24 protein-coding genes are annotated in these 25,496 nt (G+C 67.5%); 7 read left to right on the top strand and 17 right to left on the bottom strand.

Features of this window, described 5'->3' with window-relative positions:
- Nucleotides 1-101: 101 nt before the first annotated feature.
- The 5 genes from hemE to QTI04_RS32210 form a co-directional block, all read right to left on the bottom strand.
- Complete coding sequence (gene hemE, locus QTI04_RS32190; protein ID WP_286619290.1) at nucleotides 102-1,205, bottom strand: uroporphyrinogen decarboxylase; 1,104 nt, start codon at nucleotides 1,203-1,205, stop codon at nucleotides 102-104.
- Between the two features lie 48 nt (nucleotides 1,206-1,253).
- Nucleotides 1,254-1,673: a CoA-binding protein gene (locus QTI04_RS32195; RefSeq protein WP_286605230.1), complete on the bottom strand. Its 420-nt coding sequence runs from the start codon at nucleotides 1,671-1,673 to the stop codon at nucleotides 1,254-1,256.
- A 75-nt stretch (nucleotides 1,674-1,748) separates the two neighbouring features.
- Nucleotides 1,749-2,441, bottom strand: a complete 693-nt coding sequence (locus tag QTI04_RS32200) for a redoxin domain-containing protein (RefSeq protein WP_286605229.1) — start codon at nucleotides 2,439-2,441, stop codon at nucleotides 1,749-1,751.
- A 104-nt stretch (nucleotides 2,442-2,545) separates the two neighbouring features.
- Nucleotides 2,546-4,669 carry a protein-disulfide reductase DsbD gene (locus QTI04_RS32205; protein WP_286619315.1) on the bottom strand — a complete coding sequence of 708 codons (2,124 nt, stop codon included), beginning with the start codon at nucleotides 4,667-4,669 and terminating at the stop codon, nucleotides 2,546-2,548.
- Nucleotides 4,670-4,775: 106 nt separating this feature from the next.
- Complete coding sequence (locus QTI04_RS32210) at nucleotides 4,776-5,522, bottom strand: alanyl-tRNA editing protein (protein WP_286619292.1); 747 nt, start codon at nucleotides 5,520-5,522, stop codon at nucleotides 4,776-4,778.
- A gap of 137 nt (nucleotides 5,523-5,659) precedes the next feature.
- Between QTI04_RS32210 and QTI04_RS32215 the strand changes: the two genes are divergently transcribed.
- Both QTI04_RS32215 and QTI04_RS32220 read left to right on the top strand, forming a co-directional pair.
- On the top strand, nucleotides 5,660-7,000 hold the full coding sequence (locus tag QTI04_RS32215; protein WP_286619293.1) for a sorbosone dehydrogenase family protein: 1,341 nt from the start codon (nucleotides 5,660-5,662) through the stop codon (nucleotides 6,998-7,000).
- A gap of 45 nt (nucleotides 7,001-7,045) precedes the next feature.
- On the top strand, nucleotides 7,046-7,873 hold the full coding sequence (locus QTI04_RS32220) for a creatininase family protein (protein ID WP_286605226.1): 828 nt from the start codon (nucleotides 7,046-7,048) through the stop codon (nucleotides 7,871-7,873).
- A 13-nt stretch (nucleotides 7,874-7,886) separates the two neighbouring features.
- Here the strand turns inward: QTI04_RS32220 and QTI04_RS32225 are convergent, their stop codons facing one another.
- Entirely contained in the window at nucleotides 7,887-8,516 is a 630-nt protein-coding gene (locus QTI04_RS32225) for a YbhB/YbcL family Raf kinase inhibitor-like protein (protein ID WP_286605225.1), read from the bottom strand.
- Between the two features lie 123 nt (nucleotides 8,517-8,639).
- On the opposite strand from QTI04_RS32225, the gene QTI04_RS32230 reads away from it, so the two are divergent.
- From QTI04_RS32230 to cutA, 3 genes are read left to right on the top strand one after another with little or no spacing between them, the layout of a single operon-like run.
- Nucleotides 8,640-8,885, top strand: a complete 246-nt coding sequence (locus QTI04_RS32230) for a GlsB/YeaQ/YmgE family stress response membrane protein (RefSeq protein ID WP_286605224.1) — start codon at nucleotides 8,640-8,642, stop codon at nucleotides 8,883-8,885.
- Between the two features lie 21 nt (nucleotides 8,886-8,906).
- Entirely contained in the window at nucleotides 8,907-9,248 is a 342-nt protein-coding gene (locus QTI04_RS32235; RefSeq protein ID WP_286605223.1) for a hypothetical protein, read from the top strand.
- A 16-nt stretch (nucleotides 9,249-9,264) separates the two neighbouring features.
- Nucleotides 9,265-9,597 (top strand): divalent-cation tolerance protein CutA, encoded by a 333-nt coding sequence (gene cutA / locus QTI04_RS32240; protein ID WP_286619294.1) that lies wholly within the window; start codon nucleotides 9,265-9,267, stop codon nucleotides 9,595-9,597.
- On the opposite strand, the gene QTI04_RS32245 is transcribed toward cutA, so the two are convergent.
- Nucleotides 9,588-10,262 (bottom strand): histidine phosphatase family protein, encoded by a 675-nt coding sequence (locus tag QTI04_RS32245; protein ID WP_286619296.1) that lies wholly within the window; start codon nucleotides 10,260-10,262, stop codon nucleotides 9,588-9,590. The genes cutA and QTI04_RS32245 overlap by 10 nt on opposite strands.
- 225 nt (nucleotides 10,263-10,487) lie before the next feature.
- Between QTI04_RS32245 and QTI04_RS32250 the strand changes: the two genes are divergently transcribed.
- On the top strand, nucleotides 10,488-13,610 hold the full coding sequence (locus QTI04_RS32250; protein WP_286619298.1) for an autotransporter outer membrane beta-barrel domain-containing protein: 3,123 nt from the start codon (nucleotides 10,488-10,490) through the stop codon (nucleotides 13,608-13,610).
- 1 nt (nucleotide 13,611) lies between these two features.
- Here QTI04_RS32250 and QTI04_RS32255 read toward each other — a convergent pair whose 3' ends face one another.
- From QTI04_RS32255 to QTI04_RS32290, 8 genes are read right to left on the bottom strand one after another with little or no spacing between them, the layout of a single operon-like run.
- Nucleotides 13,612-14,244 (bottom strand): LysE family translocator, encoded by a 633-nt coding sequence (locus QTI04_RS32255; RefSeq protein WP_286605219.1) that lies wholly within the window; start codon nucleotides 14,242-14,244, stop codon nucleotides 13,612-13,614.
- 2 nt (nucleotides 14,245-14,246) lie between these two features.
- Complete coding sequence (locus tag QTI04_RS32260; protein ID WP_286619299.1) at nucleotides 14,247-14,933, bottom strand: VOC family protein; 687 nt, start codon at nucleotides 14,931-14,933, stop codon at nucleotides 14,247-14,249.
- Nucleotides 14,934-14,943: 10 nt separating this feature from the next.
- Entirely contained in the window at nucleotides 14,944-15,849 is a 906-nt protein-coding gene (locus QTI04_RS32265) for a PhzF family phenazine biosynthesis protein (RefSeq protein ID WP_286619301.1), read from the bottom strand.
- A gap of 5 nt (nucleotides 15,850-15,854) precedes the next feature.
- Nucleotides 15,855-16,496, bottom strand: a complete 642-nt coding sequence (locus tag QTI04_RS32270) for a glutathione S-transferase family protein (RefSeq protein ID WP_286605216.1) — start codon at nucleotides 16,494-16,496, stop codon at nucleotides 15,855-15,857.
- A gap of 1 nt (nucleotide 16,497) precedes the next feature.
- Nucleotides 16,498-17,133, bottom strand: a complete 636-nt coding sequence (locus QTI04_RS32275; RefSeq protein ID WP_286619303.1) for a LysE family translocator — start codon at nucleotides 17,131-17,133, stop codon at nucleotides 16,498-16,500.
- Between the two features lie 49 nt (nucleotides 17,134-17,182).
- The gene (locus tag QTI04_RS32280) at nucleotides 17,183-18,397 is read right to left on the bottom strand and encodes a PLP-dependent aminotransferase family protein (RefSeq protein ID WP_286605214.1); all 1,215 of its coding nucleotides are present in this window, start codon (nucleotides 18,395-18,397) and stop codon (nucleotides 17,183-17,185) included.
- 24 nt (nucleotides 18,398-18,421) lie between these two features.
- A complete protein-coding gene (locus QTI04_RS32285) occupies nucleotides 18,422-19,351 on the bottom strand; it encodes a DMT family transporter (RefSeq protein ID WP_286619305.1) in 930 nt (309 codons plus the stop codon).
- The gene (locus tag QTI04_RS32290) at nucleotides 19,348-19,947 is read right to left on the bottom strand and encodes a LysE family translocator (RefSeq protein ID WP_286619307.1); all 600 of its coding nucleotides are present in this window, start codon (nucleotides 19,945-19,947) and stop codon (nucleotides 19,348-19,350) included. The genes QTI04_RS32285 and QTI04_RS32290 overlap by 4 nt, the downstream gene beginning before the upstream one ends.
- 107 nt (nucleotides 19,948-20,054) lie before the next feature.
- Here QTI04_RS32290 and QTI04_RS32295 point away from each other — a divergent pair, with 107 nt between their 5' ends.
- Nucleotides 20,055-21,485 (top strand): PLP-dependent aminotransferase family protein, encoded by a 1,431-nt coding sequence (locus tag QTI04_RS32295; RefSeq protein ID WP_286619309.1) that lies wholly within the window; start codon nucleotides 20,055-20,057, stop codon nucleotides 21,483-21,485.
- A gap of 18 nt (nucleotides 21,486-21,503) precedes the next feature.
- Here QTI04_RS32295 and QTI04_RS32300 read toward each other — a convergent pair whose 3' ends face one another.
- Entirely contained in the window at nucleotides 21,504-23,255 is a 1,752-nt protein-coding gene (locus tag QTI04_RS32300) for a phospholipase D family protein (RefSeq protein ID WP_286619310.1), read from the bottom strand.
- A gap of 72 nt (nucleotides 23,256-23,327) precedes the next feature.
- A complete protein-coding gene (locus QTI04_RS32305) occupies nucleotides 23,328-25,229 on the bottom strand; it encodes an ATP-binding cassette domain-containing protein (protein ID WP_286619312.1) in 1,902 nt (633 codons plus the stop codon).
- Between the last annotated feature and the right edge of the window lie 267 nt (nucleotides 25,230-25,496).

Genomic DNA, 25,496 nt, shown 5'->3' on the forward strand with positions numbered 1-25,496 from the left:
CAACAGGGGTTTTGTGCATAAGTCAGTCCCTCCTCACGCTTTTTCGTCCTTGACAAACGCTTCGGACTCGTTCTCGTTGCTTACAAGTGATAACAATACGCTCATGCACGCAGTGCGCGGGACTGGGCATGCACCGCTGCAACGAGTGCGGCAACGTGATCCGGCGGTGTGAACTGGCTGATGCCGTGGCCCAGATTGAAGATGTGCGTGGGACCGCTCGTGGCGTGATCGGTGTGCGGCCGGCCGAAGCTTTGAAGCACCTTCGCCACTTCCGTCTCGATCTGCGCGGGCGGTGCGAACAACACGTTGGGATCGATGTTCCCTTGCAGGGCCTTGCCGTCCGGCCCCTCGCCCACGAGTGAGCGGGCGCTGCCCAGGTTGACGGTCCAGTCGAGTCCGAGCACCTCGCAATCGAGCGAGCGCATGTGCTGCAGCCAGAGTCCGCCGCCCTTGGTGAACACGATGCGCGGCACGGGCAATCCGTCGGCGCCTTCGCGCTTCAGTTGCGAGAGCACGCGTGCGGTGTAGGCGAGGCTGAATTCCTGGAAGGCGCCATCGGCCAGTACGCCGCCCCAGCTGTCGAACACCATCACGGCCTGCGCGCCGGCGTCGATCTGGGCATTGAGGTAGCTGGCCACTGAATCGGCGTTCACGGTCAGCAGCTTGTGCATAAGGTCTGGTCGGCTGTAGAGCAGCGTCTTGACCTGCCGGTAGTCGCTCGATCCGGCGCCTTCGACCATGTAGCAGGCGAGCGTCCACGGGCTGCCCGAAAACCCGATCAGCGGCACGCGGCCATCCAGCGCGCGCCGGATCGACGCGACCGCATCGAAGACGTAGCGGAGCTTGTCCATGTCGGGCACGGCCAGCGCCGAAATCGATGCCGCGTCGCGCACCGGGCGCGCAAAGCGCGGACCTTCTCCCGCTTCGAACGAAAGTCCCAGGCCCATCGCATCCGGAACCGTCAGGATGTCCGAGAACAGGATGGCCGCGTCCAGCGGGTAGCGCTCCAGGGGCTGCAGGGTCACCTCGGTCGCGTAGTCGGTGTTGGTGGCCAGGCCCATGAAGCTGCCGGCCTTGGCACGCGTGGCCACGTATTCGGGCAGGTAGCGCCCGGCCTGGCGCATCAGCCAGACAGGGGTGTGATCGGTGGCCTGACGCCAACAGGCGCGCAGGAAGGTGTCGTTCTTCAGGGGTGCGAAAGGCATCCTGCGATTGTCGCAGGGGCTCGCCGCGCGTCGGCCCCGTCTCCCTTCCTAGAAGAGCCTGCTGTGCTCCACCATGATGCAGCGATCCTGCACCACCTCCAGCCCGGCCGCGCGAGCCTTGGCGGCCGCTGCGTCGTGCCGGATGCCGAGCTGCAGCCAGACGGCCGGTGCGCCGATGGCAATGGCTTCGTCGATCACTGGCGGCACGTCCTCGGCATTGCGGAACACGTCGACGAGGTCGATCTTCTCGACCTTGGCCGCCGCGGTGAGGGTGGGGTACGCCTTTTCCCCGAAGACCTCGCTGGCGTTCGGATTGACCGGAATGATCCGGTAGCCGACCGACTTCATGTACTGGGCCACCCCGTGGCTCGTGCGGTGCGGCCTCGGTGAGAGGCCGACGACAGCGATGGTGCGGCTCCGCTTCAGCAGCGGGACGATGGGGGCGTTGGGGATGGCGGTCTGGTCCATGCGGACATGGTGGCCCGGCCATCGCCGAGCGCCAGCCATCGCTGTCCTACGCAGGTAGGCCGGCGGCCGACAGCCTCAACTCTTGTATTTGATCGAGCAGCCGTAGGGCCGGGTGGCCGCGGCGCTGATTGTCTTGCCGTCGAAGGCCTCGCCCAGCGCCTGGTTCACGTAGTTGGTGGCGGACTTGATGTCCTCCGCGCGCGACGAGGGAATGCTGTCGATGCCCCCCGCGTAGACCAGCGTGCCCTTGGGGTCGACGATGAAGATGTGCGGGGTCGTCCGCGCGCCGTAGGTTCGGCCGATCACGCCGTCCTCGTCCATGAGCACGGCCGTGGGGGCGCCGGACTGGTCCTTCATCCAGGCGTCGAGCGCCGGTGGCTTCAGGTAGTCGCTGGCGGCACGTTCGGTGGAATTGATGGCGAGCCACACCACGCCTTTGGCGGTGGCGGCTTTCTGGGTGGCAGGCATGTTGCCGCTGCCGTAGTGCTTGCGCACGAAGGGGCAGCCCGGGTTGGTCCATTCGAGCACCACGAACTTGCCGGCGAAATCGGAGAGACGGTGCTGCTTGCCGGCGGTGTCGACGCCGATGAAATCGGGCGCCGGTTGTCCCACGGCCGGTGCGGCGAGGGCGTGGGAATTGATCAGGAACGTGGCACCGAGTGCCACCGCGGCCGTCATGACCGCCCGGCGCGAAGCCCGGTCGAGCGCGGCGCGGGCGTTGCGCGCGGCACGACGGGAACGCGACTCGGAAGACGACGATGAAGACATGGTCAGCTTGATCTCCTGTGGATAAATCTCAATAACCACCGCAGCTTAGAACGGTTTCTTCATCTGCTTGTGACAACCCGTACCGCTGCATGGTCAAAGATTCTTCAAAGGGCGGCGAGCGCCGCGCGCACCTCGTCCTTGCTGAGTATTTCCGTCAGCACCACCGGCGCCTTGCCGGGCGCCTGCAGCACATAGACCGGCACGCCGCTGCGGCCCAGCGCCATGAGGGCTGCGGTGATCGCGGGGTCCCTGCGCGTCCAGTCGGCGCGGAGCATCGCGACATTCTTCGCATCGAAATCGGCCAGCACCGCGGCGTCGGCCAGTGTGCTTCTCTTGTTGTATTGGCAAGTTACACACCAGGCGGCCGTGAAATCCACGAACACTGGCTGTCCGGCCGCTGCGAGTTCGCTCGCTCGCGCGGCGGACCAGGGCTGCCAGCGCTCGCTCGACGCAGCCGCGACGGGTTCGACGGGCCGGACCACGTTGCCGCCGATCGCGCCGGCCAGCGCCGCGGTGGTCGCGAGCACCAGACCGGTCACCACCATGCGGGTGCGGCCGCGCAACGTCAGCGCCCAGACGATGGCCGCCAGACACACCAGCAGGCCCAGCAGTGCGCCGGCCCCGTCGATGCCGCTTTGCTGGCCCAGCACCCAGACCAGCCAGGCGACCGTCGCGAACATCGGGAACGCCAGCAGGCGGCGCAAGGTGTTCATCCAGGCGCCGGGCTTCGGCAGCAGGCGGGCGACCGCCGGAACGAACCCTGCTGCGATATAGGGAAGCGCGAGCCCCAGGCCAAGCATCGCGAACATCAACAGTGCCTGTGCCGCGGGCAGCCCGATCGCGAAACCCAGCGACGCACCCATGAACGGAGCCGTGCAGGGCGAGGCGATGACGACGGCGAGCACCCCCGACAGGAAGTCATTCGCCACCGGATGCCGTGCCTGTGCCCCGCAGAGCGAGGCCGGTGCCACGTTGCCGAACTCGAAGACGCCCGCCAGATTCAGCCCGATCAGCGTGAACAGCCCGGCCAGCACCGCGACCACCGCGGGCGACTGGAGCTGGAAGCCCCAGCCGAGTTGCGCGCCCGCCGCGCGCAGCGCGAGCATGGCGCCCCCCAGCGCCAGGCAGGAGAGGATCACGCCGCCCGCATAGGCCATCGCGGCCAGTCGGTGGCCGCGCCGGTCCTCCGCGTGCCGGGTGAAGCTGAGCACCTTGATCGCCAGCACCGGAAACACGCAAGGCATGAGGTTCAGCAGAAGGCCGCCAATCAGAGCGCCCAGCAAGGCGGCGACAAAGGTGCCGGTGGTCCGAGCCGGCGGCGATGCGGCGGTGTTGGCTTCGAGCGCGGCCTTCAGCGCCGGCGATACCTGCGCTTTGGGCGCCACGGTGGGCCAGTTGCCGCTCACCGGCGCCTCGGCGCGCCAGGCGATGGGCTGGCCGGCTTGCCGATCCGCCGCCGCCAGCGCGACGACCACAGGCATCACCAAGGGGCTGGCACTGCGCTGGTCGGCGAGCGGCACGTTCGCGGTCCATGTGTCGCCTTGCCACGATTGCGTCCAGTCCTTGCCGAGCACTGCGGCGGTGTGGACCACCTCGGGCGTTTCGGGGAAGAACTCCAGCGTCTTGCCGCGGACAGATGCGGGCAGGCCGTCGAGCCGGATCTGCAGCTTGTCGCCGGCAATGGCGATTTCACCGGGCTTTGAAAGCGCAGCGGGCTGCGCGCCCAGCGCGGCATCGAACTCGGCCTTGTGCAGCGCGGTCGAACCTTGCAGCGGCAGCTTGAGCTGGAACTCGCCCTCCTCGGGGATGCATTCCTTGCGGCAGACCAGCCAGGAGGCTTTGAGGCGCACGTCGAGTTCGGCCGCGCCCGTGAGGGACGTGGGCGCCTTGAAGTCGGGCGCGATGGTCAGCGGCACCGGAAGCAGCACCGTGCCTTCGTAGCCGTAGTTGGCGAGGTTGCCGATCGGGATCTTCCTCGGCACCGGCCACGCGATGTCGCCGTTCGATACGCCCGGCGGCAGCGACCACGTGAGGTCGGTCGGCAGGCCGGAGTCGCCGGCGTTCCTCCAGTAGGTGTGCCACTCGGGCTGGTGCGTGATCTGCAGGCCGACCCAGACCGGCGCGCCGGGGGAGACGCCGTCCGGCGCATGGGCCATCAACTCGGCCCGCACATGGGGCGTCGTGACCACGGACCCGATGCGGGAGGACAACTGCGCGGCCGCCGGCATACAGGCTGCGAGGGTGGCGAGCAGAAGGCCCGCGAGACGAAGAGGGGAGAAGAGTGCCATGCCGTTCAGTCGGAGCGGGTCGGTCGGGTGAAGTTCCGGCCTGCGCTCACATCGCCCACCCAAGCACCACGCGGCGGCTGTTGGCGCTCTTCTTCTCGATCTTGGTCACTACGACCGTGCCGATTTCGCGCGTATTCGCCACGTGCGTGCCGCCGCAGGGCTGGAAATCGATCGATTCGGCCTCGCTGCCGATGCGAATCGTCCGCACCGTGCCCGTGCCGCGCGGCGGCTGCACGCTCATGCTCTTGACCAGCGCCGGGTTGGCGTCCAGTTCGGCATCGGTGATGGCGCCCACGACCAGCGGATGGCCAGCCTCCACCAGGCGGATCAGGCCGGCGGTGAGAGCCTCCTTGTCGAGCGGTTCGGTCATGTGGAAGTCGAGCCGCGCGTAGTCGGGCGTGATCGAACAGCCGTTGACCGGTTGCGGAACCAGGTGGCACAGCAGGTGCGTGGCCGTGTGGAAACGCATCAGCTTGTGGCGGCGCTCCCAGTCGATGCGCGCGGTCACCGTGTTTCCCGGCTTCAGCGCACTCAGCAGGGGGGCTTGCTCGGGCGCCGGGACATGAAGGATCTCGTCGGTCGGCCTGCCCTCGGCATCCTTGGCCTTGCGGGTGTCTGCAATGGCAATTTCACGCCCGTCGGGGAGCGCCAGCCGGCCGCTGTCCCCGGCCTGCCCGCCTCCCAGCGGGTAGAACACGGTGCGGTCGAGCACGATGCCGGCCTCGTGGATGCGCACGATGCGGGCTTCGCACTCGCGCAGGTAGGCGTCGGAACGGAACAGGTCGTCGGTCATCGCCCGATGGTAGCGGCGACGCCACACCGGGGTGCGCCCACGCCGGAAAGCGCCCACAGCCGACAGCCGCCACCCGCTGCGACCCGATCATCGGGAAAGACGCGATCCCCCCTCCCCGCCAATGAAGGACTTGGACCATGACACCCGCCATCCGCATCCTGCGCTGCGCTTCGTTGACCGCCGCCGTGCTGATGGCTGCCTGCGGGGAGACTGCCCGGCTGCCGCCGGAGGCCGGCATCGGCCCCACGCCGCAACTGCCTGCGCCCAACAAGACCCTGATTCCCACGGTGAACATCGCGCCCGCCGTTGGCTGGACCGACACCGCGGGGCCGAATGCGCCCGAGGGCTTCACCGTGACGGCGCTGGCGCGGGGGCTGGACCATCCGCGCTGGGTGTACGTCCTGCCCAACGGCGACGTGCTGGTCGTCGAGAGCAACAAGCCGCCCAAGCCGGAAGGCGCCAAGGACGGCGGCGACGGCCTCTACGCGCGGGCTCGCTCGATGGTGATGGGCTCCGTCATGAAGCGCGCCGGCGCCCAGGTGCCGAGCCCCAACCGCATCACCTTGCTGCGCGATGCCGACGGCGACGGCGTCGCCGAAGTGCGCCAGCAGTTCATGCAGAACCTGAATTCGCCCTTTGGCGTCGTGCTGGTCGGCAACGAGCTGTTCATCGCCAATGCGGACGCCCTGGTCAAGGTGCCTTATGTGGCCGGCCAGACTTCGATCACCGCCTCGCCCGCCAAGGTGACCGACCTGCCCGCCGGCATCAACCACCATTGGACCAAGAACGTCGTCGCCAATCGCGAGGGCACCATGCTCTACGTGACGGTCGGCTCCAACAGCAACGTGGGCGAGAACGGGCTCGCGGCGGAAGAGGGGCGCGCATCGATCTGGGAAGTCGACGTGGCCAGCGGCGAGAGAAGGCTCTTTGCCGGCGGTCTTCGCAACCCCAACGGCATGGGCTGGGAGCCCGACACCAACGTGCTCTGGACGGTCGTGAACGAACGCGACGAGATCGGCAGCGATCTCGTGCCCGACTACCTCACCTCCGTGAAGGAGGGCGCCTTCTACGGCTGGCCCTGGAGCTACTACGGCGGCCATGTCGATGCGCGCGTCAATCCCCAGCGGCCGGATATGGTGGCCAAGGCCGTCGTGCCCGACTACGCACTCGGCTCCCACGTGGCGCCGCTGGGCATGGTCTTCTCCAACTCTCGGGGCATGCCGGCCGAATTCGCGAGCGGCGTCTTCGTCGGCCAACACGGCTCGTGGAACCGCAAGCCGCTGTCTGGCTACAAGGTCGTGTTCGTCCCTTTCATCGGCGGCCGGCCGAGCGGGGCCCCGGTCGACTTCCTCACCGGCTTCCTCGATGCCGACGAGAAGGCGCAAGGCCGCCCCGTCGGCGTAGCGCTCGACAAGAGCGGCGCTCTGCTGGTTGCGGACGATGTCGGCAACACCGTCTGGCGCGTCAAGAGAAAGTGACCGTGGTCAGAACCCGTGATCTGCTCGGACCACTAAGATCGCCGCATGACAGCTCATGCCAGCCGCTTCTGGTCCCAACTCACGACGCGCGATTTCGGTGCGCTCGATCCGGCGACGACGGTTGCGGTGCTGCCGCTCGGCGCCACCGAGCAGCATGGTCCGCATCTGCCCCTCAACGTGGATTCGACCCTGGCCGATGGCATCGTGGCCGCCGCGCTGCCATTTCTGCCCGCGGAGTTGCCTGTGCTCTTCCTTCCCACGCAGCAGATCGGCCTGAGCCCGGAGCACGTGCGCTTTCCCGGCACCTTGACCCTTTCGTCCGAGACCCTGATCCGCCTCTGGAGCGAGATCGGCGCAGGCGTGGCGCGCTCGGGCGTGAGAAAGCTCGTGCTTTTCAACGCGCACGGCGGACACACCGGCGCCATGGACATCGTCGCGCGCGAGTTGCGCGCGACGCACGGCCTGATCGTCTACAGCGTGAGTTGGTTCAACCTGCCGCTCGGCGATGCGGGCGCGCAGTTCAGCGCCGACGAGCATCGGTTCGGCGTGCACGCGGGCGACATGGAAACCTCGATGATGCTGGCGCTCGCGCCGGACCAGGTGACGATGGACGCCGCGCGTGACTTCGGGTCGACCTCGCGCCAGCGTGCCGCCGACTACGCCATCCTCGGCAACGGCCGAAGCGCCAAGCTCGGCTGGGCGATGGAGGACTACAACCCCGATGGCGCCGCAGGCAACGCCGCCGCGGCCACGGCGGAAAAGGGGCATGCGCTGGTCAATGCCGCCGCCGTGCAATTGGCGGCATTGCTCGCCGAGGTTTCGCGGCTGCCGCTGAGCACGGCCCACACGGACCCCTTGCAGCCGCCACGCTGACAGGCCACGCAGTTCAGCCCGCGATCAACGGACCCGAAGGTGCGGCTTCTTCGATCTTGATCGAACCGTCCGGCCGCTCGCACGTGCCGATCAGCAAGCCGCTCGCAATGGCGTGCGCCTTCAGTGCGTCGAACACCTCGTCGCGTCCCGGCGTTGCAGAGAACTCGTGCGCCGTGCCCAGCGCGAAAACCTGGAACGCGTAGCGGTGCACGCCGTGGCCCGGCGGCGGATCCGGTGGCATCCAGGCCGACTGGAGAAAGGAATTGCGGCCCGCATGGAGCCCAATCCCTTCGTGGTCGGCGCTTGGAAGCGCCCCTTCCTGCAGGCTGCCGTCGGCCGCGGGCAGGTCGACAGCGATCGCGTGCACCATCGGGTGCGGCGTCGGCGAATCAGCGTCCTCCACCATCAACACCAGCGAGGCGGCGCCGGGCGGCACGCCGATCCACTGCACGGGCGGCGATACCCCTTCGCCGTCGGCCGTGTAGCGCGGCGGTATTGGCGCGTGATCGGCAAAGGCCAGGCTGGCGACCGTGATGGAAGCCATTCCTTCGCGCAGGCCCAGCGTGTTGAATGCGATTTCGTCCAGGCCCGCGCGCACGTCGTGCAACGCGTGGCCGATGGCGTCAGGGAGCTTTTCCAGCATGGTGCTGGTATAGCGTGGGCGCTTCTAAATGTGTGTAGGACGGGAGCAGGAGCGGCCTGCGCGCAGGCCGCTCCGCTATCATGAAAATCGCGCCTCGATCACAACCAAATACAAAGGGAACCTATGAGCATCGTCTGGACCATTCTGATTGGCTTCGTTGCGGGCCTCGTGGCGCGCGCCATCAAACCCGGCGATGACTCGGCCGGGTTCATCGTGACCACGCTGATCGGCATTGCCGGTTCGCTCATCGCGACCTACCTCGGGCAGGCCATGGGCTGGTACACGGCAGGCCAGGGGGCGGGATTCATCGCGTCGGTGGTCGGCGCGATCGTGCTGCTTTTCATCTACGGGCTGATCAAGCGCAAGTGAGATCGGCAGGCAGCGTTCCGGATGCCGGTTCGCAAGACGCGCAGCCGTCACCATCACTATGTGTACGTGGTCGAGCTGGACGACCGCGTCTGGAACGTGGCGCGCTTCCGGCGGGCCAATCCTGACTACCGCCTGGGCATGCCATTCGTCTACGTCGGCATGACCGGACTGGACCCGGACGTGCGCTTCGACAAGCACAAGGCCGGCATTCAGGCCAACGGCTTTGTGCGCGACTACGGCCTGCGCCTGTTGCCGGCTCTCTATGCGATGTACAACCCCATGCCGTACGAGGCTGCGCGGGACATGGAAGTCGAACTGGGTATTGCGCTGCGCGAGGCCGGTTACGGCGTATGGCAAGCCTGATTCTCCGGAGGTGCGCATGAACCCCATTGCCTGCATCGTGATGACCAGCATCGGCACCGAGGACGAAGCCGAGGCTCTGGCGACCGCCATCGTCGAGGCGCAACTGGGTGCTTGCGTGCAGATTCAGCGCGTGCGCAGCGTCTATGCCTGGCAGGGCGAACTGCGCCGTGAGCCCGAGTGGGTGCTTCACATCAAGACGCTCGCTGCACGCTACGCGGTGCTGGAAGCCTTCATTCGCGAGCGGCACAGCTACCAGACGCCGGAGATCGTGCTGGTGCCGATCACGGCCGGCTCGGCCGACTACTTGCACTGGCTCGCGGCGGGCAGTGCACCGCCCGCTCAGGAATAGGTGACCCAGCCCTCGTACGCCGGCCCGTCCAGGTGCGGCAGCGTGTTGTAGGTCACAAGCATGTGGCGCTTGGGCGTGAACGCGAATTCCGTGACCGCGGTGTTGCGGATGCGAAGGTTCAATTCGATGGTGGTTTCGGGGCTGGTGCCCAGCACGTGCCCGACCGCGGTGCTGATCGGTCCGCCGCTCGACACCACCAGCACTTTCGCGCCGTGGTGCTTGTCGCGCACGTGGTCGAGCGCAGTGGTCACGCCGGCCAGGAAATCGACGTAGCTGGGCATGCCCCGGGGTTCCGTGCGGCCTTGCATCCAGGCGCCGAGGCCGTCGCGCAGCAGCCGGAAGTGATGGCGGTACATCTCCGGCGTGTCCGGCTTCTGCAATTTCTCGGGGTGGATGGTCGCGATCACGGCCTCGCTGTCGTATTCGTTGAGGCCGGGCCAGGGCAGGACATCGTCGCGCTGCAGGCCCAGTCCTTCGGCGATTCCCTCCCAGGTTTGCCGGTGCCGCTTCAGGGTGCCGGTGATGACCGCGTCGAAGGTCATCCCGCGTTCACGCCAGTACTCGCCGAGCCGCACGGACTGCTTGCGGCCTAGTTCGCTGAGGTTGTCGTAGTCGGCCGCGCCGAAGCTGGCTTGGCCGTGGCGCACAAGGTAGAGGGTTCCCATGCGCGGGATTCTGCCAACGGACTTGGCTTGGGTCCGTCGCGGCGGCGACGGGTGCTATCGATTTCGTAGCAAATTCGACGTTGCGTGCGGCACGGGCAACAGAAGTGTAAGAGCATGAGCCATAAAGTTCTCAATATGTAAGAATGAACACTTTAGTTGACGACAAATGTTGCGCGCCGCGCACATATACGTCCGGCATGGAGCCCGAAAAAGGACCGCAGGAGCATGAACAAGTCATATCGCAGCGTCTGGAATCACGCCCTCGATGCGTGGGTGGCCGTCTCGGAGATCACGGCCACGCGGGGCAAGCGCTCCGGCGGCCTCGTCGCTACGACGCTGATGCTCGGACTGGGCGCCTTCCCCGGCCTCGGCGCAGCACAGACGCGCGACTACGCCAATGGCGACAACAATGCGACGCCGCTGGTCGTCACCACGTCGTCGGCCACGCTCAACACCCTCGGCGCCGCCACGGCCGTTGCGACGCAGTCAGGCGACATCAGCGGTGCGGGCGGCATCACCAAGACCGGCGCCGGCACGCTTGTGTTGGGCGGGGCCAATACCTACCGAGGCACGACCACGATCAACGCCGGCACGTTGCAGGTCCGCACCGACGCTGACCTGGGCAATACCGACCCGGCCATCGCAACGGTTGGCACGATCGCCATCGACAACGGCACGCTGCGCATCGGCACCCCGACTCCCAGCCCCGCGCCCTTCATCACGGCTCGCGCCATCACGCTCGGCGCGGGTGGCGGCACGATCGACGTCAAGGACTCCACGTCGAACGCGTTGAATGGCGCGATCTCCGGTGCAGGACAGCTCAGGCTCGTCAACTCCGGCACGAGCAACGCAGAAGACCAGCGTCTGCGCATCGACAACGCGGGCAACAGTTACCTGGGCGGCACCCTCATCGAGGGCAAGGCTGCGGGCGGCCGCATGAGCGTGTCCACAGGGACCACGGGCTCGCTCGGCACGGGCCCAGTCGAGATCTACTCGAACGCGCAACTGGAGTTCCTCGGCGCAAGCGCGGGCAATCTTGCGATCACCGTGAAGACCAGCACGGATTACTTCGGCACGAACAGCGGCATCCAGTTCAACACCGACGTGCTGGGCAACGGCTCCAGTGCCGGCGCGTCGAGACTGGAGCTCAACGGCGCCGGGTCGTACCTGATCTTCGGGCGGAATGCGACGGCCGCCGACTCGACGATCCAGAACAACCACGGGCGCGTCTACTTCAACGTCAACAGCAACGGCGGTAACACCGTCGTGCACAACAACGCCGGACAGGTCTACCTGGCGAACACGCCCGACCTGAGCGGGGCGACGATCGACAACGGCTTGGGCGGCAGGCTCTACGTGCACGAAGTGGCCACGTCCGTGTCGGTCGGTTCGCTGTCCGGCGCCGGCAACGTGACCCTGGGCTCGAAGAACCTGACCGTCGGGGCCCTGAACCGGCCGGACGACGTGATCAACGGAGTGATCTCCGACCAGGGGCCGGCCAACTTTCCCGTCAATCCTCCGCTCGACCCGGCGGCCCCCGTCATTCCGTACAACTACGCGGTCTTCGACACGGGCGGCTCGCTGACCAAGGTCGGCACCGGCACGCTCACGCTGGGCGGTGCCAACACCTACACCGGTCCCACGACCGTCAACGCGGGCACCTTGCGCGCCGGAGCACCGAACGTCCTGAGCGCGCGGTCGGGGCACATCGTGGCGACAGGCGCCACCCTGGACCTCGCGGGCCACAACCAGACCGTCGCCTCCCTGTCGAACAGCGGCACGGTCTCGCTCGTCGGCAATACGCCGGGTACGGAGCTGCGCGTGACCGGCGGCTACGTCGGCAACAACGGCACGCTGCGCCTGGCTTCCAGGCTCGACGCCGCGGGTCCGTCCGACCGCCTGATCCTCGACGGCGGGGCTGCGACCGGAAGCACCAATGTCCAGATCACCAACATCGGCGGCCTCGGTGGCCTGACGTCCGGCAACGGGATCGAGGTGATCTCTGCCATCAACGGCGCCACCACGACCGCGCAGACGACGCGCAGCGCCTTCGCGCTGAGCGGAGGCCATGTGGACGCAGGCGCCTTCGAGTACCGGCTGTACGCGGCGGATGCGGCAGGCACGGGTGAGAACTGGTATCTGCGCTCGCAGGTCATTCCGCCGCCACCACCGCCGCCACCACCGCCACCACCGCCGCCGCCTCCGGCACCGCCAGCACCGCCTGCACCCCCGGCTCCGCCCGCACCGCCTGCACCCCCGGCTCCGCCGGCCCCGGTACCGGCCACAGCATCGCCCTCGGTTGCCGCGCCTTCGGTATCGGCTCCGCTGCCGCCAGCGCCGGCACCCCGGCCAGTGACGGCCTATCGAGCCGAGGTGCCCATGCTCGCGGCGATGCCGGCCCAATTGCGCCAGAACGACATGGCGATGCTCGGAAACGTGCATACCCGCCTGGGCGACGACGACGCCAGCGCCCCAGCTGTCGCGAGCCTGACGCCGGTCGGAGGTGCGTTGACGACCGATCGCCACGCCTGGGCGCGGGGTGTCTACAGCGACGTCGATATCCACCAGGACGGAACCGTGAATCCATCCACCCAAGGCCACCTCAGCGGCGTGCAGGTCGGCACCGATCTCTACGTGTCCCCGCTCGGCGACTGGCGCGCCGGCGTCTATGTCGGCACGCTCGACGGCAATTCCGACGTGAGCGGTTTGGCCAGCGGCCTGTGGCGCGCCGTCGGAAGCACCGACACGCGCTCCCGCTACTTCGGCGCCTATGCCACCTACGCCAACACGACCGGCTTCTACGCGGACACCGTGCTCCAGTACGGATCGCAGCGCTACACGATCCAGCCGCTCGGCGGCTTCGAGGCATCGGGCAAGGGCAACAGCCTGCTGGCCGCGATGGAGGTCGGGCAGGCCTTCGCGCTCGGCAATGGCTGGACGCTCGAGCCGCAGGCGCAGCTGGTCTACAGCCACGCAAACCTCGATGACATGGTGATCCAGGGCGCACTCGTGCAGCAGGACAACCTGGACAGCTGGACGGGCGGGCTCGGCGTTCGAGTGAAAGGCGACTTCGCGACTTCGGCCGGTCGTCTGCAACCCTATGGTCGCGTCGCCGTGATCCATGGCACCGGCGGCAACACCATCGCGCGCTTCATCGGGCCTGCCGCGTTCACCGACATCGCCAGTGCGGCCAGCTACACCTCGATGGAGTTGGCGGGCGGCTTCACGCTGGCGCTCTCGCGGAGCGTGAGCGTCTACGGCGAAATCGGCAGGCTGTTCAGCACCAGCGGCGACACGGAGGTGAAGGCCTCGGTGCAGGGCGCGGTCGGGATGCGCGTGCGCTGGTGAGCTACTTGCGATCGGTCATCGCGATGCGAACGGCCAGTCCCGCGAGCACGCTGCCCATCACGTAGCGTTGCGCGCGCAGCCAGCCCTCGCTCTGCGAGAGAAAGGCCGTGATGCTCGCCGCGGTCAGCACGAGCATCGCGTTGACGGCGCCGCTCACGCCGATCTGCACGGCCCCCAGCGCGAGGCTCTGCAGCAGCACGGAGCCGCGTTCCGGATGGAGGAACTGCGGGAAGAAGGACAGGTAGAACATCGCCACCTTGGGATTCAGCAGGTTGGTGAGGAAGCCCATGCTGAAGAGCTTGGCCGGCGGGTCGTCTGGCAACAGCCGCGCTTCGAAAGGCGCAGTGCCGTTGGGCTTTACCGCCTGCCAGGCGAGCCAGAGCAGATACGCCGCGCCGGCCAAGCGGATCGCATCGAATGCGAAGGGCACCGCGGCCAGCAGCGCCGTCAGCCCGAGCGCCGCCGCCATCAGGTGCACCACGAAACCCAGGAGCACGCCCGACAGCGAGATCAGTCCGGCCGCGCGGCCCTGGCACAGCGTGCGCGACACGCAATAGATCATGTTCGGGCCAGGTGTCAGCACGAGCACCAGTGCCGCAAGTGAGAACCAGGCGAGTTCGGTGGCGCTCAGCATGTTCAGATTCCTCCGGATTCGAGTGTGACGGTGCCGCGCGGCGTGTCGAACACCGCGCGGAGACGGGGTGCGCCGGTTGCCAGCGGCACGCCCGACAGGCCGATGGCACGGAGCGCGACCTCGAGATCCGCCTTGCGCGGATGGGCAAGATCGAGCGAGCGCAGCGTGACTCCGGAGTCGGCCATGCTGTCGGTCGGATGCACCGGACCCCATTCGATGAGCGTCGGCAGCGCACCGTAGAAAAGGCGCTGGCCGTCGTCGCGCACCGTGATCTGCCATGACAGTCGGCCGGCCGACGTGTCGCGCGATGCCTCGAGCACCTGGCCGCGATCGATGCGCACATCGGCCAGTGCCTGAACGGCGGCTCCGGCATCGGGCACCTCGGCGACGAAGTGGACCAGCCGCGGACCGCCGCGCGCCAGCGCCGTTTGCAGCAAGGCGTCGTCCAGGTCGAACCAGCGATGGGCGCCGGCCCCCCGGGTGGGTCGGGCGTTCGGATCGATGGCGATGATTTCCAGATACGCGCGCGGAAAGTCCGCGGTCGCCACCTTCACCAGGCGGTTGTGCGTGCCCATCAGCGGATGCGCGCCGCCGGGGCCTGGCTCGATGCCGAAGGTGGCCTGGCACCAGCGCACGCCTTCGTCGAGGGTGCGGGCTGCGATGACGAGGTGATCGAGACGCGCTTTCATGACAGCGACCTCAGATCGCCACCGTTCCGTCGATGCAGGTCACCGACGATCCGCCGACCCAGACCTGCCCGTCGGCATCGCGCGTGACGTGCACGCGCCCCGACCGGCCCAGGGTCTGGCCTTGGGCGGCAACATAGCGTTCCGGCATCTGGCCGTCGGCGATGAGCCACTGCGCGAGGCTGGCGTTGAAGCTGCCGGTGACCGGATCTTCCTCGATGCCGACCGGCGCCGCGAAGACGCGCACTTCGATCCCGGCGGGCGCTTCCTCGGTGCGCGCAAAGGCGCGGGCCTCGCGGTTCGAGCGAACGATCAGCGGGGGCGAATCGTCCGTCGACCAGATCCCCGCGACGCCGACCTTCTGGCCCAACTCGCGCAGCATGCGATGGTCGGGCTTGAGCGCGAGCACGGTGTCGGCGTCTTCCAGCAGGAGACCGAGCCACACCGGGCCGTTGTCGAGCAATTGCGCCGCGGTGATCTGCTGGGCCTTGAGGCCGAGTGCGGCCGCGACCTTGGCCAGCAGCGTGGGGCTCGGCGCGCTGCGCCGCAGTGGCGGAGCGGCGAAGACCAGTCGTTCGCCTTCGCGCTGGATCAGCACCAGTCCCTGTGCGCACTGCTGCACGATGCAGGCGCCTGACTTCGGCTTGCCGCCGGCCTGCAGCCAGGCGTGGCAGCTGCCCAGCGTGGGGTGGCCGGCAAAGGGCAGTTCGCCGCCGGGCGTGAAGATGCGCACGCGGTAGTCGGCGGTCGGCTCGGTGGGCGGCAGCAGAAAGGTCGTTTCGGAAAGATTCGTCCACTTGGCGAATCGCTGCATCTCGGCGTCGTCGAGGCCGGTGCCGTCGAGCACCACGGCGAGCGGGTTGCCGAAGTAGGGCGTCGACGTGAAGACATCGACTTGCTTGAAGGGGCGGTTGGTCATCGAGGTCATTCCAGTGCGAGGTCGAGCACGCCGCGCGCGCCCGCGCGGCTGCGCAGATCGCCAAACCAGCGTTCGACATTCGGCCAGATGGGCCGGGTGTATTCAGTTTGCGGCAGGCCGAACCAGCGGTGCGCTTCGCAGCCGACCGGAATGTCGGCCATCGTGAAGTTGTCGCCCAGCATGAACGTGCGCGTGGCGAGATGGGCGTCGAGCATCGCGAACAGCGGTTCGGTGGTGGTAACCGATTGCTCGATGACTTCGAGGTTGCGCTGCGCCGCCGGCGTCCGCACCCATTGCCTGAATGCGCCGGCACTGGCCCGGTTGAGCGTGGTCTGCTGCCAGTCCATCCAGCGCTCGGCATCGAAGCGCTCGGACAGCAGATCGGGGTAGAGCCTGCCCATCGAATGCTTTGCGCAGAGATAGCGCACGATCACGTTCGATTCCCAGAGCGTGACGCGCTCCTCGCCCTCGCCGTCGTCGATGGCCGGTACCAGGGCATTCGGGTTCAGCCGCTGGTACTCGGGCGTCTGCACCACGCCGAACTTGCCGCCGGCCTCCGTGCGCTGGAAGTCCAGCCCGAGTTCCTGCGCGCACCACACCACCTTGCGAACGTTGATGGAGCTGATGCGCCCCCAGATGTTGAGCATGTCAGAGTCCTTTGGATGGACGGTCGATGAACAGAAGACGCAGCGCCAGCGCGACCATCACCGTGGCCAGCAGGCCGCGCTGAAATCCCGCGGCGTGACGGCGCTGCAACCAGCGACCGATCTGGCCGCTGCACGCGCCGAGCATGGTATTGAACAGCAGCCCGGCGAGCGAAAGCGCAATGCCGAGTTGCAGCAATTGCATCGGCACACTGCCGCGTGCGGGCGAGACGAACTGCGGCAGAAACACCATGAAGAACAGCAGTGCCTTCGGGTTGACCAGGTTGTTGAGCCAGGCCATGCGCACGACGCGCCCGAAGCTCACGACATCGGCCCTGCCGTGCAGGGCTGCATCGCCGGAGCGGAGGGCCTGCCATGCAAGCCACAGCAGATAGAGCGCGCCCGCGTAGCGCAGCACGTCGAAGGACGGCGGCCACGCAGCCACGAGCGCGGTGACGCCGGTCGCCGCGCAGAGCGTGTGCACCAGATCCGCGCCGGCAATGCCGAGTCCGGCGGCCAAGCCAGCGCGGGGCCCCATGGCGATGCCATGCGAGAGGACGAAGGCCATGTTCGGCCCCGGCGAGAGGAACAACGCCAGCACGGCGAGCAGGAACAGCGAGAGCGTGCCGCCGTCGATCATGGCGTGAAGATCTCGATGTTGTGCACCGCCGCTCCGTGATGGGGCCGGTTCAGGTGGGGCTGGCGGCCAGCAGCCGCTGCACGTCGGCCGCTGCGTTGTGCGCCAGTTGCTCGCGCACGACCTCGGCCAGCGCGGCGATCGCGGTGTCGATCTCGTCGACGCTCGCCGTCACGAAGGACAGCCGCATCGTGCGCGGGTCGCTGGCGCCGGCATAGAACGGTGCGCCCGGCACGAAAGCCACCCCCCGCTCCACCGCCTTGGGCAGCAGCGCGACCGTGTCGATGCCTTCGGGCATGCGCACCCACAGGAACATGCCGCCGGCCGGCTGGGTGAACTCGACCTGCAGCCCCTTCATTTCACGCGTGAGCGCCGCCAGCATGGCGTCTCGCTGGTGCTTGTACAGCTTGCGGATGGTGGGCACGTGACGAGCCAGGAAGCCGTCCTTCATCACTTCGGAGACCATGCGCTGGTTGAAGCTCGGCGTGTGCAGATCGGCTGCCTGCTTGGCCTGCAGCAGCTTGGGGTAGATCGACTTGGGCGCGACCATGAAACCCAGTCGCAAGCCCGGCGCCAGCACCTTCGAGAACGAGCCGAGATAAATGCAGCCCTCGGGATTGCGTGCCGTGAGCGGCGGGGGAGGCGCTTCGTCGAACCAGAGTTCGCCATAGGGGTTGTCCTCGACGATCGGCAGCCCGGCCTTCGCCGCCGCCGCGGACACGGCGGCGCGGCGTTCCTCGGTCATGGTCCGGCCGGTCGGGTTCTGGAAGTTGGGCAGCAGGTAGACGAAGCGGGCGTCCGGGGCCTTGGCGATCAGGTCGTCGACCATCACGCCCTCGTTGTCACTCGCCACGCTGACCGGCTCGGGTTCCATCGGCGAGAAGGCCTGAAGCGCGCCGAGGTAGGTCGGCGTCTCGACCAGCACGCGGCTGCCGGGGTCGAGCAGCACCTTCGCGATCAGGTCCAGGCCCTGCTGCGAGCCAGTGGTGATCAGCACCTGGGCGGGGTCGACCGGCCAAGGCAGCATCTCGGCCACGGCTTCGCGCAGCGGGCCGTAGCCTTCGCTAGCGGCATATTGGAGCGCCGCCTGGCCGTCCTTGTGCAGTACCTCGGCGCAGGCGTCGGCGAAATCGCTGATCGGGAAGGTCTTGGGCGAGGGCAGGCCACCGGCGAGGCTGATGATGCCGGGGCGTTCGGTGACCTTGAGGATTTCACGGATCACCGACGGATTCATCTTTTCGGCGCGGGCGGCGAGTTTCCAGTTCATGTTGTTTCCTTAGAGTGCGATGGGTTATCGCGAGACCGTGGCGAGCGCGGCCGGATTGCGCGGCTGGGAGAGCTTCTTCCCCGCGACCACCGTGGCGACCACGGCGGCGGCGAAGCCGAGGGTCACGGTATCGAGAGGCTCGCCGAGCAGCGGCACCGCGGCGAGGATCGAGAGAAAGGGTTGCAGCAACTGGGTCTGGCTGACACGCAGCGCGCCGCCCATGGCGAGGCCGCGGTACCAGGCGAAGAAGCCCACCCACATCGAGAATACGCCGACATAGACGAACCCGACCCAGGCGGATGCGGCGACCGGCTGCTTCGGCCACAGCCACAGCGTGCCCGGCAGCGAGACGGGCAGTGCGAGCACGCAGACCCAGCAGATCACGCGCTCTGCGCCCAGTGCCGGCGTGACCTGCGCGCCGTAGATGTAGCCCAGCGAGGCGGCAAAGACCGCGCCGACCAGCAGCACGTCCGCCCATTCGAAGCCGAAGCCGCCGCCGTGGGACCCGGCGCGCAGCAGCGAGAACACGACCACCAGCAAGCTGCCGGCGATGGCGCAAAGCCAGAAGCCCAGCCGCGCGCGCTGGTGCAGCACCCAGGCGGCGCACGCTGCCGTCACCAGGGGCAGCAGCGCGGTGATGACCGCCGCGTGGCTGGCGCTGACCACACGCAGCGCAAAGGCCAGGAGCAAGGGGAAGCCGATCGCGTTGCCGAGCACGGCCATGCCCAATGGCTTCCACTGCGGGCGCTTCGGCAGGGGCGAGCGCGTGGCGAGCAGGAAGAGGGCGGACAGCACACCGGCCAGCGCCGCGCGGCCGAGCGTCAGGAACCAGGGCGAGAGTTGCGGCGCGGCCTGCGTGCCCGTGGCGAGCCGCGTCATCGGCAGCGTGACCGCGAAGAAGGCCACGCCGAGCACACCGAGCCACATGCCAAGCGTTTCGTCCTTGATCTTCATACGCTGACCATCCACCAAGCCGTCAGCACGAGAACGGCCGCCATCGCACGGTTGAACCACAGAAGGCGGCGCCCCTGGGCCAGCCAGTTGCGCAGCAACGCCCCGGCGAGTGCGTAGACGAAGTTGCTCGTGAATGCGTACACCAGCATGACCGGTGCAACGATCGCGAAACGCCGCAACGCATCCGGCTGCCCGGCAATCCAGCCCGCGACCAGCGTCAGGGCCAGCAGCCAGGCCTTGATGTTGAGGAACTGCAGCATCACGCCTTGCTTGAAACCGACCCTGAGCTGTTCGCCGTCGGCCTGGCCGAGCGCTGCGCTGCCGCTGAGCTTCCAGGCCAGCCACAGCAGGTAGACGATGCCGAGCGCCTTGATGATCCAACGCAGCGACGGCACGGCGACAACCAGTGCGCCGATGCCTGCCGCGCACAGCGCAAGCAGCAGCGTCCAGCCCACCGGCACCGCGATGACGAAACGCATCGCGCGAGGCAGGCCGACGTTGGCGCCTAGGGCAGTGGAAAGGGTGGTGTTCGGCCCTGGCGAAAAACTCATCGCCGTGGCCAGCACCAGCAGCGCAGTGAATTCTTGCCAGTTCATGGGACACACTTTAAACTGAGGACCATTACAGTTCCAGTACAGATTGCCGAACAAGAGCTGACACTGTATCGGCTTGATGATCGACACAGAGCAGGGACAAGACGCGCATGCTGACACGCACCTCCACCCAGTCGCTGACGGAGCAGCTCGCCGACCGCTTCGCCGAGCGTATTCGCAACCGTCTGCTCGCGCCCGGTGCGCGCTTGCCCTCAGTGCGCGAATGCGCGCGGCAGCAGGGCGTGAGCCCGCACACGGTGGTCGCGGCCTACGACCAGTTGCTGGCGCAGGGGCTGGTCGAAGCGCGGCGCCAACGCGGCTTCTATGTGCGCGACTCGGTCGCGGCTCACGGCGGGCCGGCCTTGTCGAGCATGAACCTGGTCGTCCAGCCGCCGCCCCCCCAGATCGTGGCGGCCGATGCGAGCACCCTCATCCGCGGCATGTTCCACCGCCCGAGCGACAAGCCGCAACCCGGCATGGGCGTTTTCCCGCCCGAATGGCTGGAGTCGACCTTCATGCCGGCCGCCGTGCGCCGCGTGACCAACACCAAGGCCTTGCAGGAGTTCTCGCTGCAGTACGGCGAGCCCGAAGGGGACAGCGGGCTGCGCCGCAGCCTCGCCACCAAGCTGGGAAGCATCAACGTGCCGGCGGGTCCGAAGCAGATCCTGACGACGATCGGCGCCACCCACGCGCTCGATATCGTCAGTCGGACCCTGCTGCGTGCCGGTGATCCAGTCATGGTCGAGGAGCCCGGCTGGGCGCTCGAATTCGCGCGCCTCGAAGCGCTCGGCATGCGAATTCTTCCCGTGCCGCGCAAGGCCGACGGGCCCGACCTCGAGGTCATGGAGCGCTACTGCAATGCAGGCGAGGGCCACAAGCCCAAGCTCTTCGTGAGCGTCAGCGTGCTGCACAACCCGACCGGCTACAGCCTCACGCCGGGCAGCGCGCACCGTGTGCTTCAGCTTGCCAATCGGCACGACTTCCACATCGTCGAGGACGACACCTACAGCCACCTCGCGCCAGAGCACGCGACCCGGCTCAGCGCGCTCGACGGCCTGCAGCGCACCATCTATGTCAGTGGCTTCGCGAAGATCCTCGCGCCCAACTGGCGCATCGGCTTTCTCGCGGCATCGCCCGAACTGGTCGGGCGCCTGCTCGAAACCAAGCTGCTCGCCACCTTGACGACGCCCTCGCTATTCGAAAAGGCCTTGGCCTGGTGCATCGACCAGGGGCAGTTGCGCCGGCATGCCGAGCGCGTCCGGCTGCGGCTCGATGGGGCGCGAGGCCGCACCGTCAAACTGGCGCTGGCCGCGGGCTGCAAGCTCGCCTCGGAGCCGGCGGGGCTTTTCGGCTGGGTTGACACCGGCGTCGATACCGACGCGCTTACGCAGCGCATGCTCGACGAGGGCTACCTTCTGGCGCCCGGCTCCCTGTTTCATGCCCGCAGGCCGCCCAGCACCTTGATGCGCATCAATTTCGCGACCGCGCAGGACGCGACGTTCTGGAAAGTGTTCGCGCGGGTCAGGGATCAGCAGGCCTGAGGTCTGCCGCGCGGGCGGTCACAACAGTCGGTCGGGTGCGAGCGGCCCGAACAGCTTGAGCATCATCCGGAGACTGGTGCTGGCGTCGGGCTCGGTGGTCGTGTCCTGGAGTCCGCTGCCTTGCGGGGCGCGCCAGACGAGTTGCCCATCGTTGCGTTCTACGCGCCAAGCGCCCTCCCGCAGCGCGGTCTCTATCTTGCCGGTCGCCACGCGGGAGAGCTCATCGCTGCGGATCAGCAGCGCGATCTCCGTGTTCTGCAACTGCGAGCGCAGGTCGAGATTCATGGAGCCCACCACCAGCATGCGGCCGTCCATCACCAGCACTTTGGAATGCAGCATCGAGCGCGATTCGCCTGACATGTTGCTGCCGGAGCTGCCGAAGGCGCTGCTGAGGCCAGCCTGCTCGCTGCGGAGTTCGTAGAGCTCGATGCCCATCGCGAGCAGCTCTTCGCGATGCCGAGCGTAGCCGACGTGAGCCACGGGTGCGTCGTTCGAGGCCAGCGAGTTCGTCAGCACCTGGATCCTCACGCCGCGCGCTCGCGCCGAGGCAAACGCTTGCTTCATGTCGGGACCGGGGACGAAGTACGGCGAGATGATCAGGAGGTCGCTGCGGGCCAGGCCGATCAGTTGAAGCAGGCCTTCGACCACGGTGTCACCGCCTGCGGCCGTATCGGCGGCGGCGTCGAGCGAATTTCCGGGGCGCGCGCCGGGCGGTCGCCCGGTCTGTCGTGTCACCACGAGGCCGGGAGCTTTGCCGGTGCCGGCGCTCGGGCCAGCGTCATCCGCCGCGATCTTTCCCGGTCGGTCGACCAGTACGACGGCGGGCGCCCATACGAAGGTCGCAGTGCTCAGGTCCATCGCCTTCTGGTCCCACGCGTGGGCGCGCTGTTCGGCGGTGGGGGCTTCGCCTTGCGGACGCTGTTCGCCGTTTGCCGCCCGCGTCCCGTCTGCGGCCGAGGCGGCACTCTGGGCCGCATCGGCCTTTTTCGCCCGAGCCCGCATTTCGTCGAGTTCCTCGCGCGTCACGAGCGATTGAACCGGATAGGCACGCTCGTTGTTCCAGTAGGCGTCGAAGCTGCGCGACAGGTCCTGCACGAGCGGTCCCGCAACCAGGACGTCGAGATCGATGAAGTTGGCCTTGCTGGCGTTGCCGAAGTACGCGTCGCCCAGGTTGCGCCCCCCCGTCACGGCCAGCACGTTGTCGGCGATGAAGAGCTTGTTGTGCATCCGCTGCTGGATACGCGATGCGTCGTCGAGCGAGTTGAAGAGGCGCCCCACGGTGGACGCCCGCGCGCCGGCGAGCGGGTTGAACATGCGCATCTCGATGTTGGGCTCGAAAGCGAGGCGCATCACGAGCGCGTCGCGGCCGGTGCTGTGGAAATCGTCGAGCAGGATGCGCACGCGCACGCCACGCCGGGCCGCATCGCGCACGCCGATGAGCAGGCGTGCAGTGCTGGCGTCTGCGTGGATCGCGTAGTACTGGAGGTCCAGCGTCTTCTGTGCGCCCTCCACAAGGGCGAGCCTGCTGCCGTAGGCGGCGGGGGGGCCGTCCAGCAACATGAAGCCGGATTCGAAGCGTCCCCTCGCTGCGTCCCGGCGTTTCTGCACCACGGTCGCCAACGGCGTGCCCGCTGGCGATGTCAGCGCGGTGGAAACCGGCCGGTCGACATCCTTCGGAAGCTCGGCGCACGCGGTGAGGCAAAGCGCCACTCCTCCGATCGCGAGGGAGCGTTGCAACAGGAGGGCAAGGTGCCGGAGGAATGAGGACATGCGGCGGGGGTGAGCCTGGGTACCGCATGTATAGCGCGACCCGCGTGCGCCCCGCGTCGGACAAAGGCGCCGTTAGCCCTGGCGCGCTGAGCCGAGTTCTTCCCAGCGCTCGAGTGCGGCAAGCAGTTCGTCGTCGATGCGGGCGTGGCGCTCGCCGAGTTCGGCCGCGCGCGATGCGTCGGTGGCGTAGATGGCGCCGCCGTCGAGTTCGAGGATTTCGGTGATGCGCTTCTGCTCGTCTTCCAATGCGGCGATCTGCGCCGGCAGGGTTTCGAGTTCGCGCTGTTCCTTGTAGCTGAGCTTCTTGCGGATCGTGCGGGCAGCGGGTTCCACCGCAGGCGCCGGCGCGGGCGCCGGGGGCGCGACCGGCGCCGACGCGGCCGCGCGCTGCTCGGCGAATTCTCGCGCGCGCTTCGATTGGGTCAGCCAGTCCTGCACGCTGCCTTCGTATTCGCGCCAGTGGCCGTCGCCTTCGAACGCGATCGTGCTCGTCACGACGTTGTCGAGGAAAGTCCGGTCATGGCTGACGAGGAAGACCGTGCCGTCGTAGTTCTGCAGCAAGTCTTCGAGGAGCTCGAGCGTGTCGATGTCGAGGTCGTTCGTCGGTTCGTCGAGCACCAGCACGTTGGCGGGGCGCGCGAAAAGACGCGCGAGCAGCAGCCGGTTGCGCTCACCGCCGCTCAGCGATCGCACCGGCGAGTGCGCACGGGCGGGCGAGAAGAGGAAGTCTGCCAGGTAGCTCTTGACGTGCTTGCGCTGGCTGCCGATCTCGATCCATTCGCTGCCGGGGCTGATGAAGTCCTCCAGCGTGGCGTCGAGGTTCAGCGCATTGCGCATCTGATCGAAATAGGCGACCTGCAGGTTGGCGCCGCGGCGGACCTTGCCGCTGTCCGGTTCCAGTTCGCCGAGGATCAGCTTGAGCAGGGTGGTCTTGCCGGCGCCGTTCGGCCCGATCAGCCCCACCTTGTCGCCGCGAAGGATCGTCCCGCTGAACTTCCGGATGACCGTCTTCTCGCCGAACGCCTTGGTGGCGTCCGTCAACTCGGCAACGATCTTGCCGCTGGCCTGGCCCGAAGCGACATCCATGTTCACGCTGCCCAGGACTTCGCGCCGCGTGGACCGGTTGGCACGGAGCGCCTCGAGCCGGCTGATCCGGCTTTGGCTGCGCGTGCGGCGGGCCTCGACGCCCTTGCGGATCCAGATTTCTTCTTGCGCCAGCAGTTTGTCGGCCTTGGCGTTGATGACGGCCTCCTGGGCCAGTTGTTCTTCCTTCTGGATGAGGTACTGCTCGAAGTTCCCTGGGTAAGAGCTGAGCTTTCCCCGGTCCAGCTCGACGATGCGTGTAGCCACCCGATTCAGGAAGCTGCGGTCGTGGGTGATGGTCACCACGCTTCCCTTGAAGTCGATGAGCAACTGCTCCAGCCATTCGATGGAATCGAGGTCGAGGTGGTTGGTGGGTTCGTCGAGCAGCAACACGTCAGGCGCTGCGACGAGCGCCTGAGCGAGTGCGACGCGCTTGCGCGTGCCGCCAGATAGAGAGCCGATGCGGGCGGTGCCGTCCAGATGCAGGCGATGCAGTGTCTCGTCGACGCGCTGCTCCCAGTTCCACGCGTCGAAGGCTTCAATCTGCGACTGGAGCGCGTCCAGGTCGAGCCCTGGAGCGCCGGACAGGTACTGGTCGCGAATCGCGACCACCGCTGCAAGCCCTGCACTTGCCGCGGTGAATACGTCGGCATCCATGTCCAGAAGAGGTTCCTGCGCGACGTAGGTGACGCGCAAGCCCTGCTGGACCTGCAGCGTCCCGTCATCGGGCTTCTCCAGGCCCCCCAGGATTTTGAGGAGCGATGACTTGCCCGCGCCGTTGCGGCCGATCAGGCCGATGCGCTCCGATTCAATGAGAGAGAAGTCCGCATGATCGAGCAGCGGGACGTGACCGAACGCGAGTTGGGCGTCGAGGAGTGTGATGAGTGCCATGTGGCACGAATTATCCGGTCGAGCACTGGATTCTTGGCATATACTCGTAGGCTCGGCTGAGATCGCGAAGGCGTCTCCTTCCAGGCCAGCCCCCCGGGGCCGCCTGGCGAAGTCAAGAAAAAGTCCGAGGAAGTTTGACGAGCTTTGAAAAAGCTAGTCATAATCCAAGGCTCAGCAGAAAACGACTCGCTGAGTGGCTCCTGAAGAGGGGGGTTGCGGGGAGTCGGAAGAGGTTGAGAAAAAAGTCCTTCGGGCTTGACGGGATTG

It is taken from the genome of Variovorax sp. J22R115 (genome assembly GCF_030317005.1).
In the GTDB taxonomy this organism is placed as follows: Bacteria; Pseudomonadota; Gammaproteobacteria; order Burkholderiales; family Burkholderiaceae_C; genus Variovorax.

Excerpts from the sequence above, each read along its gene's own strand:
- hemE (WP_286619290.1), bottom strand. The coding sequence starts at position 1,205 with ATGCCTTTCGCACCCCTGAAGAACGACACCTTCCTGCGCGCCTGTTGG.
- QTI04_RS32195 (WP_286605230.1), bottom strand. The coding sequence starts at position 1,673 with ATGGACCAGACCGCCATCCCCAACGCCCCCATCGTCCCGCTGCTGAAG.
- QTI04_RS32200 (WP_286605229.1), bottom strand. The coding sequence starts at position 2,441 with ATGTCTTCATCGTCGTCTTCCGAGTCGCGTTCCCGTCGTGCCGCGCGC.
- QTI04_RS32205 (WP_286619315.1), bottom strand. The coding sequence starts at position 4,669 with ATGCCGGCGGCCGCGCAGTTGTCCTCCCGCATCGGGTCCGTGGTCACG.
- QTI04_RS32210 (WP_286619292.1), bottom strand. The coding sequence starts at position 5,522 with ATGACCGACGACCTGTTCCGTTCCGACGCCTACCTGCGCGAGTGCGAA.
- QTI04_RS32215 (WP_286619293.1), top strand. The coding sequence starts at position 5,660 with ATGACACCCGCCATCCGCATCCTGCGCTGCGCTTCGTTGACCGCCGCC.
- QTI04_RS32220 (WP_286605226.1), top strand. The coding sequence starts at position 7,046 with ATGACAGCTCATGCCAGCCGCTTCTGGTCCCAACTCACGACGCGCGAT.
- QTI04_RS32225 (WP_286605225.1), bottom strand. The coding sequence starts at position 8,516 with ATGCTGGAAAAGCTCCCTGACGCCATCGGCCACGCGTTGCACGACGTG.
- QTI04_RS32230 (WP_286605224.1), top strand. The coding sequence starts at position 8,640 with ATGAGCATCGTCTGGACCATTCTGATTGGCTTCGTTGCGGGCCTCGTG.
- QTI04_RS32235 (WP_286605223.1), top strand. The coding sequence starts at position 8,907 with ATGCCGGTTCGCAAGACGCGCAGCCGTCACCATCACTATGTGTACGTG.
- cutA (WP_286619294.1), top strand. The coding sequence starts at position 9,265 with ATGAACCCCATTGCCTGCATCGTGATGACCAGCATCGGCACCGAGGAC.
- QTI04_RS32245 (WP_286619296.1), bottom strand. The coding sequence starts at position 10,262 with ATGGGAACCCTCTACCTTGTGCGCCACGGCCAAGCCAGCTTCGGCGCG.
- QTI04_RS32250 (WP_286619298.1), top strand. The coding sequence starts at position 10,488 with ATGAACAAGTCATATCGCAGCGTCTGGAATCACGCCCTCGATGCGTGG.
- QTI04_RS32255 (WP_286605219.1), bottom strand. The coding sequence starts at position 14,244 with ATGCTGAGCGCCACCGAACTCGCCTGGTTCTCACTTGCGGCACTGGTG.
- QTI04_RS32260 (WP_286619299.1), bottom strand. The coding sequence starts at position 14,933 with ATGAAAGCGCGTCTCGATCACCTCGTCATCGCAGCCCGCACCCTCGAC.
- QTI04_RS32265 (WP_286619301.1), bottom strand. The coding sequence starts at position 15,849 with ATGACCAACCGCCCCTTCAAGCAAGTCGATGTCTTCACGTCGACGCCC.
- QTI04_RS32270 (WP_286605216.1), bottom strand. The coding sequence starts at position 16,496 with ATGCTCAACATCTGGGGGCGCATCAGCTCCATCAACGTTCGCAAGGTG.
- QTI04_RS32275 (WP_286619303.1), bottom strand. The coding sequence starts at position 17,133 with ATGATCGACGGCGGCACGCTCTCGCTGTTCCTGCTCGCCGTGCTGGCG.
- QTI04_RS32280 (WP_286605214.1), bottom strand. The coding sequence starts at position 18,397 with ATGAACTGGAAACTCGCCGCCCGCGCCGAAAAGATGAATCCGTCGGTG.
- QTI04_RS32285 (WP_286619305.1), bottom strand. The coding sequence starts at position 19,351 with ATGAAGATCAAGGACGAAACGCTTGGCATGTGGCTCGGTGTGCTCGGC.
- QTI04_RS32290 (WP_286619307.1), bottom strand. The coding sequence starts at position 19,947 with ATGAACTGGCAAGAATTCACTGCGCTGCTGGTGCTGGCCACGGCGATG.
- QTI04_RS32295 (WP_286619309.1), top strand. The coding sequence starts at position 20,055 with ATGCTGACACGCACCTCCACCCAGTCGCTGACGGAGCAGCTCGCCGAC.
- QTI04_RS32300 (WP_286619310.1), bottom strand. The coding sequence starts at position 23,255 with ATGTCCTCATTCCTCCGGCACCTTGCCCTCCTGTTGCAACGCTCCCTC.
- QTI04_RS32305 (WP_286619312.1), bottom strand. The coding sequence starts at position 25,229 with ATGGCACTCATCACACTCCTCGACGCCCAACTCGCGTTCGGTCACGTC.